This is a genomic window from Legionella maceachernii, from assembly GCF_900167045.1.
GTDB lineage: Bacteria > Pseudomonadota > Gammaproteobacteria > Legionellales > Legionellaceae > Tatlockia > Tatlockia maceachernii.
This window is the reverse complement of record NZ_FUXJ01000022.1, coordinates 1-14,047: the sequence shown is the minus strand read 5'-3', so window position 1 is coordinate 14,047 and position 14,047 is coordinate 1. Positions and strand designations below refer to the sequence as shown.

Sequence of the window (14,047 nt, the reverse complement as noted above, 5' to 3'; positions counted from 1 at the left end):
GCTTTGTTATTGCTGCATTTTTAACCAAAAAGAGCTTTACTAATAGAATTAACCAACAGCAATAAAAGAAAAATATCCACAGGCAAGAAAAAGTGGAGGAAATAGAAATTGGAACAGTATCTTATCAAATAAAAAAGAAAAAAGTAGTCTTGACTTTGAGTTATTTTATTAACTCATGTGTAAGTTGCTCCCCAACTTTATTTTTGAGTGAGCTATTGCTACTTTATTTTACGTTCCTGGTGAATTTCTTCGCGGTCAACTCTTATTCATGTCTTATTCATGAGCAGCTTTAATCCCGAATTTGATTAATCGATGTTCAATGGTTTGGAAGGGATTAGCTTAACACACTTCCCATTTTTTCCAGCCTTAGAGTTCCTTCGAAGTTGACTCTGATAATTTCCATTGTGAGTTACTCCAATCATTTTACGCGAAATCGATATTAAGCTTGCCAGTTTTCAAATTTGCGCTTTTGTTTCCTTTTGATAATCCTTTCGCAAAGGAAAGAATTGTATGCGGTTAATTAACTGCCTCCTTGTTGGGAAAAAAGAGCTTAGGTATATTTCGCATACTCTCTAATTGGTCTGGGCTAACATTAAATGGAAGAAGCAACTCGAGCTGCTCTATGGTATGGGCATTATGAATATTATTAAGGGCATATTTAAGCCAAGCGAAAGGGTCAACCTGATGTTGCTTACAAGTTTCGATAAGAGAAAAGAGGATGCTGCCTGCGTTAGCCCCAATGTCATTACCATGGAAGAGCCAGTTTTTGCGGCCAATAACAAAGGGTTTGATCGATCGCTCAGTTCGGTTATTGTCGATTTCAAGTCGCCCATCTTCAAGATAGCGACAAAGGGAATTCCAATGAGTTAATGTATAAAATACGGCTTTGCCCAATGGGCTTTTGGGTAAGATTTTTAATTGAGATTCATCTAATAATGCTTTTAATTCGGCAAGGATAGGCTTTGCTAATTCGTTTCGTTGTTTAAAAATAGAATCGAAAGCAGCATTTTCATCTTTTAGTTTTTTCTCAAGTTGGTAAAGTTTAGCAATCAGTTTAACGACTTGATGGGCGAGTCCTTCTTTTTTAGTGGTTTTAACCACGTCAACAAAATATCTTCTGGCATGAGCAAGACAAGCAACATGTTGAATGAAGGGGAGCTCCCCTAAAGTGATGTAAGCCTTATAACAGTCAGCATGAACATACCCTTTAAAATCGCCAAAGAAATCCAAAGGAATTTGATGCGCACGGCTTTGATGGTACCGATAAACAAAGGCACGTTTTTCGGGAGGGCCGCCAATGAATAGCCACATATACGATTGTTGCGTAGGTAATCGTCCTTTTTCTTTTAACACCTGCAGGGGTGTTTCATCCACCTCTGTAGGGGACAAAAATTTGAAGTAGCTCATTGATTGATAGACAATTCCCGCATTTTTCCCGACAAGGAAGAGGCGGAGAGCTATGGATATCAATGAGCTGAGTGTTATGTTAAACGGATATTTTGGCTGGAACAAGGCACGGATGGTTTGTTTTACGTGCATGCTGGTGTCGTTGTTTAAAGTCAGGACAGTCAATTTGAAAGAGCTGGCGTGTGGTTTTGAAAGCGATGCCAGCCTTGCTTCACGCCACAAGCGGATTAGGCGATTTTTTCGGGAATTCACGATATCGTTTGCGATGCTTGCAGGATGGGTGATCACTTTTTTTGACTTGGGCCAGACACCTTTGTTTCTTGCGATAGACAGGACCAACTGGCGATGGGGAAAACAGGATATCAATATTTTGATGCTTTCTGTTGTCTACCTTGGAATAGCTCTTCCGCTGCGGTGGGAATTGTTACCCAAACGTGGCAACAGCAACACCACAGAACGTATGGATTTGATGAACCGGTTTATAAAACAATTTGGCAAGGAACGTATAGCCTGCCTACTAGCTGATCGGGAATTTGTGGGGAAAGAATGGTTTTCCTGGTTACGAAAAGAAAAAATCGCGTTTTGCATCCGCATCAAAAGCAATACGCAGGCCACAAACAGCCTTGGACTGCCTGTAAATGTGGATGCTCTTTTTTATGGATTGAAACCAGGTGAACAAAGGGTTTTACAGGGTGCTCGCAAACTCTGGGATCAAAAAATACATTTGAGCGCACTGCGTTTGCACAATGGTGAACTACTCATTCTAGCCACTGATTCAGCTCACGACTTGCCTGTCACCTTATATGGCAAACGATGGGAGATAGGCGTGTCCAGGTTAAGGACACTGCATCTAGTCGGTGAAAGTCCGACCGAGGTAAAAGGCTCAAGCCTCGTAGCTAGGGAGGCATCGTGGAGCGAGAGCAAGACGATGGAGCCCTCCGACAACATATTCAGAAAGGAATATGCGCAATGCACCAGGCTGTAATGTAATGTGAACGTAGATGTAGCCTCGTTACACGAAATCCGGTGGCTGAGACGGTCTATAACGTGCGAAAGCATCAAGAACTGGCTGAAACGAGTCCGACACAGTCAGTTCTCACCGGCGGGGTATCAGCGATTGCATGGTGCAAAAGATGTGGTGGGATACTGGAGAAGCCCTACGTGCCCGGTGGAGAAATCCGCCGAGGAGGTCGGTATTATAACCTTGAATGGGAAATGTAGCGGTAGGCGCGAGGGTGGCGGATTGGGTCGTAGTACTGATGATGAATGTGCAGCAAAACGCATTCGGAGGGAAGGTCCCAGACCGGTAGATAATTCGTTAGTTAAAGTGAGGCAGTGGTATCATGATAAAAGTGCCAGTTAGTCTGCAGGATCTGCGGCGACGAATATATCAAAAGGCGAAGTCTGATAAACACCATCGTTTCTGGGGTATCTTTGTGCACATGACAAAGATAGAAACCCTCAGCGAGGCTTACCGCATAGCAAAGCAAAATGGAGGTGCTCCCGGTATCGATAATCAGAAGTTCGAAGATATCGAAACCTATGGAAGGGTGAAATTCCTAAGGGAGTTACAGGAAGAGCTAACAAGTGGTAAGTACAAACCCATGCAGAACCGGCGGGTGGAGATCCCTAAAGATAATGGTAAAACAAGGATTTTACAGATCCCTTGCATTCGTGATCGCGTGGTCCAAGGCGCATTAAAACTGCTACTTGAGGCCATATTTGAAGCGGATTTTTGCCAAAACTCCTATGGATTTCGACCCAAGCGCTCACAACACAGAGCATTAGCTGAAGTAAGACGAAGTATATTAAGGCGTATGACAACTGTAATCGATGTCGATTTATCACGGTACTTTGACACGATACGGCACTCAGTATTGTTGGATAAAATTGCTAAAAGAGTAGACGATCCGGATGTAATGAGACTGATAAAGCAGATCCTCAAAACAAACGGGAAAGTCGGTGTTCAACAAGGCGGACCATTCAGTCCGCTGGCAGGCAACATCTACCTGAACACTCTGGACTGGGCTTTTGACGCAATAAGAAAGAAAACAGCGAGTGGCTCCTATGACTCAATAAATTACCACCGTTTTGCCGATGATATTGTGATAACGGTAAGTGGGCACCACAGCAAACAAGGATGGGAAAAGCGAGCACTGCAGCGACTCCAAGAACAAATTGCACCTCTGGGTGTTGAATTGAACACGGAGAAAACTAAGGTGGTCAATCTGCTGAAGGGTGAGGCATTCGGGTTCTTGGGATTCGACTTGCGTCGTGTGCAAAAGCGCAATAACAATGGGCCGTTAGTGTTAATAACTCCAAAGAAGAAAGCTCGTAAAGCCGTAAAAGCAAAGATACGCGATACAATCAAAGCCGGAGGAGCCGCTCCAGCCAAGGTCATTATCGAGGAACTCAATGCCATAGTCGGTGGATGGGTCACTTATTTTCGAGTGGGCAACTCTAGCCGTGCATTTAGCGAGGTGCGAGAATATCTAGAAATGAAGATACGCACGATGCTCACACGACGTAAACGCAGAAGAAAGACGAGTGTTGGGTGGCGGAGATGGAGTAGTGAATACCTATACGATGTTCTTGGGTTATATTGGGACTGGAAAATCCACCCACTACCCGGGCTAGGTAAAGGAGCATGAAAGTGGCTGCCAACTCAACAGGACACATAACCCTTTTGAAGAAAACTACTGGGTGAGCTGCTTGATGGAAAACATCACGAGCAGTTCTCAAGGGGAGGCACTGGAAACGGGTCCGAAAGAGATACCGCGCCAGTTCTTTACCCGACAAACACTATTCTCTTGCCTCAAATCACGTGGGTTTAATTTTGAGGATACCCATGTTACAAAGCCTGAGCGTATTGCAAAGCTTATCGCTCTGCTTGCCATTGGCTTTTGTTGGGCTTACAAAGCTGGGCAGTGGTTACATAAGCAGAAGCCCATAAAAATTATGAAACACGGTAGAAAAGCCATCAGCTTTTTCCGGTATGGCCTGGATTTAATTCGGGATGTCGCACTCAATGCACGACAATCTTGTTCTACAGGCTTACAAACAGTGGCTGGTTTTCTAGATTTTAATTCGATGTCAAAGGGGGTAACGTGATTTTTTGTCCCCTACAGAGTTCATCCACATAAGCCACGTCATAATCTTGAATAGTCGCTTCCAGCAATTTGACCAGCGGAGTTAGTAATTTGGCCGAATGAATCAGCCAGTTACTAAGAGTGCCTCGGGTAACCGAAAGCCCTGCTTCATGAAACATTGCCTCTTGACGATAAAGTGGCATATGACGATTAAATTTACTATCAATAACTGCGGCTAAAAGACCTGCTGAGGCGATGGCTTTATCAATAGGTTGTTTGGGGAATTTAGCCAAACGAATGGTTTCTTCACAGGCTTTGCAGGCATATTTTTTACGAATGTGAACAACACGAAAGGTCATTTGCGGAACCACGTCTAATTGCTCTGTGATTTCATCAGAGATGTGGGTTAGCTGGCAGCCACAAGCACATTGTTTTTCTTCGTCGGTTAAATCATAAACGTTTTCCATGTAGGGAAGTGACTTTGGTAATGCTTTACGTCCGGTACCTTTTTTATTCCGAGTATAAATAATTGTTTCCGTTTGAGGCTTAGTTTTGGTTTCTTCTATTTCTAAAACCGCTGCCGCTTCATCAAATTGCAGGACAAGTTGTTCATTCACCACGCCTTTCTCACTTTTGCGACCATAGCGAGCAGCACGAAATAAATGAAGTTGATGCTGAAGATTCTCAATTGAGAGTTTCTGTTGCACAATTGTATTTTCTTGTTGACTAATTAATGCCAAAAGCCGTGCGTTTTCTTCTTGTAATTGATTGATAGATAAGTCGGAAATTTCTGGGATTTTCTTAATAACTTATTGTTTTATATGCGTAAATTATATCAAAAACCATAACAATTTTTAATAAAACCAAGCAATTTGCTTCAAAAATAATGAGTGAAATCTAACCTAGGAAACTCTGACATTAACCTAAAATCAAGACCCGCCAGTAACCAATCCAGCTGATGTTGGGTAATTGAATAAGAAACAGCTATATTCTTCCCAAACTTAAACCGACCTCGCTCTAATCGTTTATGATAAAGAACAAAACCATTCTTATCCCAAAAGAGACATTTTACTCGGTCGAAATCACGATTATAGAAGACATAAACCGAGCCGTCATTTACTGGCGTTTTAAAAAAATCGCAAACCAATGCTGCTAAACTGTTAATCGCCTTACGCATGTCCACAGGCTTGTCGGCAACGTATATTTTTGTCGACTCAGACAACCTTAACATGGTGTTTGTCCCGCTATAGTTAAAACCATCTTTAACAGGTGCTCAGGTACTTCTGGAGCTACCATTACACGAATGCCATTCGGTAATAGGAGTTGAAGTGAATTAACTGACAGTGGAGCATTCTCTACCTTCGGCTTAATCGAGACAAAACCAACCGGTGATGAGCGCTGCTGTGATTTTAAATAAATATACCGGTAGTACGAAAAAGTCGATAACTTTATTCCATGGGTTTCACAATACGCAGGCTGGCTTAACCCACTTTCTTCCCATCTTTGTATGTGGTCATTCCAAAACGAATGCTTCTTTTTAACCGTCGATACCATTGAATACTCCCGTTTCTCACTCTGCAGCAGTATTCCATTAGACATTTAAATGAAAAAGGAGGTGGTTGGCTAACCGCTTACAAAGAATTCATATGAGTTATCAGGTTTAATCTTGCAAATCTCTTAAAACAATGAAATTACTTGCCTGACATCATTTCCTCTTTTTAAGGGGCTAGGATTTTTTAGGGAGATAGTCACCTACCCAGAGTTTTGTGTGATTAGGAACTAATTGGTCGAAGAAAGGTTCAGAGAAAGAAAGGTCTCTTGACATTTTGATACGCAATTCGGGAACCTCTACCTCATTGCTATATAAACGGAGAGTCATGCCAGTTATGATCAAACTCTTATCTCCATTTGCTAAGATCCAGATAGACTCAGCGGTATTATTTACTATAAAGAATTCTGTTTTTGCGTCTCTAGTGTTTTGCTGAGTGGACCTAAGTTCAATCACAGTATGCAGTGAACTTGCATTGCAGTGCAAGTCAGTAAAGCTATAAGAAAACACATTAAAAGTCTTCTAATTTTCATTGTTCGGACCTCCTAATTTCATGAGTCACTCTGAAAAAGTGATAAGGAAAATAAAAATGGGTTTATTTGATTAAATTTTCATCAATTATTTTCTACCTCGCCTCAATTCTATCTTTATTTTTTACCATCGACAATGATTGGATATTTTAACTACTGCTAAAGATTACAACTGAAATAAAAAAATACTAACTTATTGACAATAACTTGTGCATAAAGGATGGAATTTGTGTTAACTATGGTTTGAGCAAAAGATTTTCTATGTAAAAATTTTAAAAGCATCTGCTCGCCTGATATTTTTAAATTCATTTCATTTAGCCAATGTAAATTTTCACAATTCCCAAACGCGAATGACCCAATTGAAAACTAATAATTTGTCGTGCCCTGCGATCAATGTTTTTTTCAATGGGATCCATTTCATGATATTTTTTTCCGCCTTCAAATGGACACATAAATCCTTGCTTTCTTGGATCAAATAACTTGGTCAATTCTCGATAACGCTGTTGAGCATAAGCGTGACGAAGCCCATGTAGTTTGCTAACACCCATAATTTTTGCTTGAGCTTGGTAATGACTTAGGTGCTGTTTGTAGGTTCTATTTTGTGGAATTAATGATTCTCCTGGTTGCACTAGATTGTGTACTTTGTTCACCCATTGCCATTGTTTGTCATTAGTTAATTTAAAACTTCGACCAATTCCTCCTTTAGTCCAGTTGGGTTTAATGGTTATTGTATCTCCGTGAATTGCTTCACTGACAACGAATTTCATCGATTCTTCACGGCGTAAGCCCAATAACAATTGACCCTCAAGGGATAATTGAATATAAGGATCAGTGCATTTGGATAGATCAATTTGGTGAATTGCTTTATTTGTTGTGGGTATGTAAGTTCTATTCTCGATACCATAGGCTGCGTTATCAGGTTTAACCAATTTGGGATTATCCAGTATGGAAGCTAGATTGCGCAGTTTAGCCATATAATTTTTGATTGTTGCTGGATTTTTGCCTTGCGATTGCCAATGTTCGACTAAGGCATAAATATGTTTAGGCTTAAGTCCTTTAACATGGCTTAGTATATAGCCTAGCTGGTGTAAGTCTTTAATACAGCGAAATAGCATATGGCGTGTGTCGGCTTTGCTGGCATAGGAGTGAATCTTGCTTTTTTTGACTAACTCGTTGATGGAGTATTTTGCGCTTCTTAATCTGGTGTTACTCATAAAGGTATCGCCATAGAGTCATTCTCGAAGTAATACCCATTTCTCCCATGATGGTTTGGCAAACCAGATAATTAGACTGTGTTTTTCTTAATTCGGAATACATCGTTTTTGCATAGTGGTTACGATAAGTTTTTCCAGGTGAGAGATTTAATGACTTAAGCTGTAAATGATAGGCACAGCGAACAAAATGATAATTATAAGTTCCAATTAAGTCCTGGTTATTATTACATAGCGCTAATAAATTAGTAAGGATTTTTGTTTGTTTAGTGTTTCTTATGGGGATAATTCTGTCTCTGCTATTTGTCGCAATATTTCGCGTAATCCAGAGGTGATTTTCTTTGATATGAATGTCAGGCACTAATCGCATCGATTCACTTAAAGTCACGCCAAACTCTAATTGCAATTCAAATAAAAGCTTAGCTATCGAGTTAGAGAATTTTTGTGTTATTTCTGATGAATAGATATTGATTTTTTTAGAGCATTCTTGATGATTAATCCCTAAATTTTTATTGTCAATTTCATCAATTGAATGCTCAATGCTTAGTAAAAAATTGCGAAGAGTATGCATGTATTTTCTGATGGTAGCTGGTTTCAGTTTTTGTTTTTGCCAATGTTGAATTAGCTTTAGAATATGATGGCGTGTGAGTCCGTGCCATTTGGCCGGCACAAAATCGATTTTAAATAAATCATAAATGACTCGATAGAGCACGAAATGGCGATGTTTTCTTGCTCGTGGAGAACCACAGTGGTCTAGACGTAGATAGCTATCGACTTTTCGTCTAAGCTGACTTTTTCGCATAAGAAGTTTCTCTTGGAAATGGTATTTGCCCTGGAAAATGTTTAGTGTTGGTAGAGCAGTTCTACACAAGGTAGTACTAGGTTTACACCTCTGGGCTCAGTTCAGGGGCAAATCAGTGATTAAGAAAATGATTTGAAAACCTGTTTACAGCATTTTTTCTGTGGCGGTCTACCTCCTTTGCATGAAAGAATAGATCGACAATGAAATGAAAGCATTTCCTTGTCGCTTAAGGGCAATACAAAACGAGTATTGTGATGGTCAAATCGCAAATTTTCATGCGATTTGTTACAAACGAAACCTGATAAAGATAGGTCAATTATGGGATTCCCGACTAAGCGTTCTGCCACACGATTTGGGAACGAGGATGGCTATTCACAAGACCGTTTCCGGTTTCGCCAGAGTTTCACTGGTTCATCAATTGTGTTAATAAAATCCTAGCAAAGTGATTTATCCCAGGCAAGTTGTTTTTGCGAGTTATTTTGTACAATGGCGTTGCACGCCATTGTACAAAAAAGATTAATGTATTGAATTTATGTAAAAAATTTGCAGCTTGTAAGCTGCGTCACTGTGGATAAAATCCGGATAAAATCCTCAGTGACGCAGCGATTGTTGTTATAAATGGGATAAGCCATTGAAATTATTTTGCTTTCAAACATTCATCTGCTGGCGATCAATTGTTTCCTTAGTATTGACCCCTTGTGCAGGTGTCGAATTAGTTGAGGTATTCTGTGAAAATATGCCGTTTGTGGGTAAAGCGGCAGCCGATAAAGAAATGGATGGTTGAGTTTGAGTCGTCTGCACCTCTGCTTTCTTCTCCAATCTAAAATGATTGTCGCTTTCTTCCACTAAACGTAGTAACTCTTCCTTACTCTTTTGAGCGAGAGGGAGATAATCAACAAAGGGAAGGTGTAACTCGTATTCGGTATTAAGCAGTATTAATAAAGCGTTTGCTTTTTCAATAAAAAGTTGAATTGCTTGCTCGTTTGAATGGTGGTGGTCTAGAAAATCAAGTGTCAGTAATCTACCTTTTAAAAAGGTAAGATGGGTCAATTCCTTATCGTCAAATTGGTCTATGGCAAGACTGAGGATAGTATTTAGAGTAATGAGTTGCCGTTGAAATTGCTGAACCTTCTCGCCTGCGACTTTTGTGAATCGCTCTAAGTTTGAGAGCAGTAAATAATAATGATCTTTACAGCAATTTACTTTATTTATGAGTCCTTGCAAGCTGTCTTTGCTTATTAATACAGAAATCTTTTCATCGAGCGAGTTTATTTTGGCGTAGGTAATGGTCAACAGGTCGGAGGATTCTCGGATACTTAGGCGTTCTTCTTCCAAGGCGTACTGCAACGCAAGCTCATTTCTCTGAGTCTCTCCTGATAATTGCCTGTTTAAAATTTTTATTTCATAAACGGATGCATTTCGAGCAACCTTGCAGGGCTGATACAAGGTTTTGGCAGGGCGTGCGTGAGTTGAAATAGCGATAGAAAGCATTTGCCCATTATACATCGCATAGAGGTGACTAGGAAAAATCACACTAAGGGCTGAGAAAGATTTTTCCAAATTTTTAGTGACTAATAGTGTGTCATCAGTGAACATAGGACAGCTATAGCACCAAATAGTTTCTTCCACAAACTCAATGAACTCATCAATGGTTTGAGGGAGCTTTCTTTTGGGAGAATGACTTAGTTTTTCGACTGAAGAGCGCACACTAAGTCCGCGTAAAAAAAGCTCCACCAGTAGCGTTGCTAAGAGAGTATTACTTACCTCATCTAGTTCTTTGGTAATAGGTTGGTAAACCATATCCCAATGGCGAACCAGCATTGAGAACGCGTCTCGATGAATAGGTGAGGCGTTGCTAACTAGATGATTAAGTTCAGAAAGCACGCTTGCCTCAATTAATTGATGACGTTCTTCCTGATGCTCGTGAGAGAATATGCCGGCTTCATGAACGGAATGATGGATATGGGCTAATTGTGGGATCATATTAATGACCATATTTTGCTCAAAGAGATGCTCAGCTGCCTCCGCATAAGGATGAGTATTTTCTAATGCCATACGCACTCCTTGAACCAAAGCCCCGCCCCCTAAAAGTGCTGGGAGTCCAACTCCCGTTGCTAGAACGATAAGAGGCAGACTAAAGTGGGCCACCTCGACTAAAGCAGCACCTCCATATAGGGCTTTTGTAGCTAAACTTGTTTCTTTCTGGTGTGGAAGATGGTATTCAGAGGGTGTGGCGGCAAATTTAGGCAATAGTTTTAACTTGACCACATTGGCAACGTTAGCAGTGGCGGCATAACTCTCTAGCTGTTGTGATAAGGTCGCTGTAAAACCCATTGAAGTCGGTTGAAGTGCGGTTTGATGCTTTCCACCGAGATAGTCTAAAGTGGATTTAATGTCTTGCATCGTCTCGTGTATTTTTTCGGCAAAGGAACTGTTGTCTAGACCAAAATAAACCAGCGCTTCATTGAGTATAGTATGTAACATAGCGGCGATAAAATAAGGATCCTCACGCTCATTGATGAGAACATTAAATAGACGTCCATGTGCCAAGTATTGGGGTATGTGTTTATCAAAAAATTCACAAAAATCTTTAAGTTTAGCTTCTTCCTCATCTAAGTTCTTTTTTACTTTAAGGTTGCTGTGCATTTGAAAAAGGGGAAGGAGCTTATCTGTAATTACTCTTGCAAGAGGAACAGCATGATAACGAACCACCGCTTTGCCCTCTTCTTTAAGGGGCGGTGAAATTAATTGTGCCGCCAAAACGCTTTTAGGGTGATAGGTTGCTAATTCTTGCAGATAATAGCTTTTCACCGATTCGCTAATGAGATTATCCGCAACGAGCGAAATTAAATAAAATTGCATCGTTCTTAAGTAATTGTCCTTATAGGTTCTATTTTTAAAAAATTCCCTACTCATCCCCGCTTGCATGAACCAAGTTATTAAGTCTTTGCTAACAGAAGCAATAACGAGCAAAAAAGTGAACATATTATCGCTGTAGCGATTTGCATAGAGAATATCCAACTCCAAAGCCATATCTCTGAAATTGCTCACCTCTGCGAAAAGCGAGAGTAAATGGTTAGGCGGGGCTAATTGTCGATTTTGCAGGATTGGAGCTAAGGCTTCGCAGGTGAGCATCAGTTGATAACAATCGGCAGGAGGGAGAAGAGCTTGTATTGTTGTTTTTTGCTCTTCAGCTCTTTTTTTTAAACAGTTAGCGCGTTCCTGTAAATAATGACTTGAAGCGTTATGGCCATAGCGCAATGCGGCTAAACGAAGCCAATACAAGCCACTTTTTCTCGCTTGTTCAAGGACAGAGATTTGGGATGCCTCAAGAGGGGGCTCTTTCTCGGTAAGGGATAATGTTTCTAAGTAGCGGCCATACCAATACATGCCCGCGGCAGCCGTATTACCTGTTAGGTGATGAAAAGCGATAGCCCCTAACCATGCGCGTGCTTGTAAGAGAATTTGCTCTTCAGCAAATGCACTGCGGGTTTTTTCTTTTATTTCGGGCTCGGAGGTTCTTTGAGAGGCCCAGCTTGATGTTTGCGGTAAAGTGGGGAGAGTGCTTTGTTCTGAGGCTCGTTTTAATGTGTTTTCTGTCGGCAGGGTTACCGCTAACCATTTACCCAATGTTGTGCTATCAGGCTTTAACAGCCCTAGGATTTCTTGGTCGAGAGGAGCAAGCTTTGTTTTCGCTTCTGCTGATTTATCTCGGTCTTTTAATTGCGCCAAAACAGCGTGTAATTCCTCCAAATTCCTAATCTCTGCTATTGTGCAAAGGTGATGGACAATAAAAAATTCATACACAAGCGGTTTTGTAGTCGGATCATTGAAGAGTTGGTTTAAGCCAGAAAGCCACTCGTTCAGGGTTGCTTTCAGCCTATTCTGGGTCAATTGATGGAATAAGTTCTCTTGAGCAAAACGCAAGGTAAGCGCTTTCGTTATTCTAAGGTCAATTGTTGGTCGAGTAGTATACTTGTTTTTTTCTTCTTCGAGATTTTTTGAGGGTTTTGGTTCTCGCATCATGAAAGTGAGACGATTGCCGTATTTAGCCCGCACATCTTGCAGTAAATCCCACCCTACCTGACTAATCGCAAACGTAGGGAACATGATTTGCCAAGTTGCAACAGCAGGTTTCTTCTTTGTTGTTAAACTTGAAAAATAGGCCTCGTCAATCTTTTGGAAGAAAGGATAAGCGTCTAATAAGGCTACCATTAACTGTTCAAATGAGGCGGCATACCCTTGGTCAATGTCGAGCATAAAAATTTTTATTGCAGAGAAGTAGCGCAATGAAAGGCCAGGAACCCGTAATCGGTCAATAAAACGGAGAGCAGCGACCATTTGCTGGGTGAAAGAAACCCTTTCTGGAGGAAAGAGCCAGGAGTGTTTCGGTGGAGAAAAACTCATTGCTTTGTAATAAGTGAACCAGGTTTTAATGTTAGAATGAGCTTCTAGTGCGGCTTGTAAAGATTTAAGCAAATCCTGGGAGTCGCCTGGTTCATTTTTTTTAGATTCAACTTGTTTAGGCTCACCGAGAAAATATTGAGCCGTTTTCTCCTCTGTTCTTAGCGCTTCCATGAGGGCATTGGCCTCGTGGTAATTTAAAAAGCAAAGACCACCTTCTTGTTCATATACTCGAAATATCGGTAAATTTCTTAAGCCCTCAAAAAGCTCCGGTACCCAAGCGGAATGATGCTCATCTAGAAGGATCAGTTTATTTAATCTCGGCAAATGGGCAAGTTCTGTTAATACCGAACTGCTTATGTCATCAAGGCATAATTGGCTATTACTTAAATCAATCGTTTCTAAATTATTTAATCCTCTCAATAAATTTTTAAATTGTTCGCTTTTATGGTTAAAACAGAAAGATAAATCACAATTTCTTAAAATGAGTTTTCTTAATCCCTTGTTTTGATGTAACCCTTCACGAAGTATTTGAAATTCATCATTCGATAACCACTTGAAGTTATAATTGGATAAATCAACTTCTGCTTTACCCTCAGATTTTTTCAGTAAATGTTGTAAATCAGTGGGAAGTTTTTCAAACATTTTTCTAACCCCTTGTAATCTAACAAACCGGATTAAAACAATTAAAATGTCGTAGGTGAAAAATGAGGCTGTGATGTTGGGGCATTATCCTTGAGGTAATGCGTAGATAGCTTCACTATTTCGCCTAATCGACCCTCTGCAAGTGCGTCCTGGTGAATTCTCTTAAAAGACGCTTCATCGACTTCATTGTTCAGGAGCATCTCACGAAATTCACGGGCCTTTTCTAGTTTAGTCGTCTTACTGTAGCCAAGCCCTAAGATAATCCCAAATAAGGAAATACAGCCTAAGACTAGGATAAGGCAGCCAAACAGCCTAAACTGACTTAGGTATTCCTCCTCTTGTTCCCGCTGCTCAATGTATTCATCAAGCAAAGCGAGCTGCAAAACACGAATGACTTGTGGGCGCTTATA

General features: G+C 40.6%; 9 protein-coding genes and 2 pseudogenes. 3 read left to right on the top strand and 8 right to left on the bottom strand.

Annotation, left to right across the window (positions count from 1 at the left end; all coding sequences use genetic code 11):
* Window positions 1-516: 516 nt before the first annotated feature.
* Complete coding sequence (gene tnpC, locus B5D33_RS14580; RefSeq protein ID WP_058452888.1) at window positions 517-1,407, bottom strand: IS66 family transposase; 891 nt, start codon at window positions 1,405-1,407, stop codon at window positions 517-519.
* 52 nt (window positions 1,408-1,459) lie between these two features.
* Between tnpC and B5D33_RS14575 the strand changes: the two are divergent.
* From B5D33_RS14575 to B5D33_RS16440, 3 genes and pseudogenes are all read left to right on the top strand, one after another.
* Window positions 1,460-2,230 (top strand): annotated as a pseudogene (locus B5D33_RS14575) (IS4 family transposase); the annotation flags it as partial.
* A 520-nt stretch (window positions 2,231-2,750) separates the two neighbouring features.
* Complete coding sequence (gene ltrA / locus B5D33_RS14565) at window positions 2,751-4,058, top strand: group II intron reverse transcriptase/maturase (RefSeq protein WP_058451984.1); 1,308 nt, start codon at window positions 2,751-2,753, stop codon at window positions 4,056-4,058.
* Window positions 4,059-4,203: 145 nt separating this feature from the next.
* Window positions 4,204-4,518, top strand: a pseudogene (locus B5D33_RS16440) (IS4 family transposase); the annotation flags it as partial.
* Here B5D33_RS16440 and B5D33_RS14555 read toward each other — a convergent pair.
* From B5D33_RS14555 to B5D33_RS16690, 7 genes are all read right to left on the bottom strand, one after another.
* The gene (locus B5D33_RS14555; protein ID WP_133140982.1) at window positions 4,490-5,203 is read right to left on the bottom strand and encodes an IS66 family transposase; all 714 of its coding nucleotides are present in this window, start codon (window positions 5,201-5,203) and stop codon (window positions 4,490-4,492) included. The pseudogene B5D33_RS16440 and the gene B5D33_RS14555 overlap by 29 nt on opposite strands.
* 170 nt (window positions 5,204-5,373) lie before the next feature.
* The gene (tnpB, locus tag B5D33_RS14550; RefSeq protein ID WP_058451986.1) at window positions 5,374-5,727 is read right to left on the bottom strand and encodes an IS66 family insertion sequence element accessory protein TnpB; all 354 of its coding nucleotides are present in this window, start codon (window positions 5,725-5,727) and stop codon (window positions 5,374-5,376) included.
* On the bottom strand, window positions 5,721-6,050 hold the full coding sequence (gene tnpA / locus B5D33_RS14545; RefSeq protein ID WP_058451987.1) for an IS66 family insertion sequence element accessory protein TnpA: 330 nt from the start codon (window positions 6,048-6,050) through the stop codon (window positions 5,721-5,723). Before tnpA ends, tnpB begins: the two co-directional genes overlap by 7 nt.
* An 839-nt stretch (window positions 6,051-6,889) precedes the next feature.
* The gene (locus B5D33_RS14535) at window positions 6,890-7,789 is read right to left on the bottom strand and encodes a phage integrase N-terminal domain-containing protein (protein ID WP_058451989.1); all 900 of its coding nucleotides are present in this window, start codon (window positions 7,787-7,789) and stop codon (window positions 6,890-6,892) included.
* The gene (locus B5D33_RS14530) at window positions 7,782-8,588 is read right to left on the bottom strand and encodes a hypothetical protein (RefSeq protein ID WP_058451990.1); all 807 of its coding nucleotides are present in this window, start codon (window positions 8,586-8,588) and stop codon (window positions 7,782-7,784) included. The genes B5D33_RS14535 and B5D33_RS14530 overlap by 8 nt, the downstream gene beginning before the upstream one ends.
* Window positions 8,589-9,236: 648 nt before the next feature.
* Window positions 9,237-13,637 (bottom strand): hypothetical protein, encoded by a 4,401-nt coding sequence (locus tag B5D33_RS14525; RefSeq protein WP_078767487.1) that lies wholly within the window; start codon window positions 13,635-13,637, stop codon window positions 9,237-9,239.
* 41 nt (window positions 13,638-13,678) lie between these two features.
* On the bottom strand, window positions 13,679-14,047 hold a 369-nt coding region (locus B5D33_RS16690; protein WP_176119747.1), incomplete at its 5' end, for a hypothetical protein.

Bases quoted from the DNA above. Each gene is read 5' to 3' on its own strand.
- ltrA (WP_058451984.1), top strand. From the start codon at position 2,751: ATGATAAAAGTGCCAGTTAGTCTGCAGGATCTGCGGCGACGAATATAT.
- tnpA (WP_058451987.1), bottom strand. From the start codon at position 6,050: ATGGTATCGACGGTTAAAAAGAAGCATTCGTTTTGGAATGACCACATA.
- B5D33_RS14525 (WP_078767487.1), bottom strand. From the start codon at position 13,637: ATGTTTGAAAAACTTCCCACTGATTTACAACATTTACTGAAAAAATCT.
- tnpC (WP_058452888.1), bottom strand. From the start codon at position 1,407: ATGAGCTACTTCAAATTTTTGTCCCCTACAGAGGTGGATGAAACACCC.
- B5D33_RS14535 (WP_058451989.1), bottom strand. From the start codon at position 7,789: ATGAGTAACACCAGATTAAGAAGCGCAAAATACTCCATCAACGAGTTA.
- tnpB (WP_058451986.1), bottom strand. From the start codon at position 5,727: ATGTTAAGGTTGTCTGAGTCGACAAAAATATACGTTGCCGACAAGCCT.
- B5D33_RS14530 (WP_058451990.1), bottom strand. From the start codon at position 8,588: ATGCGAAAAAGTCAGCTTAGACGAAAAGTCGATAGCTATCTACGTCTA.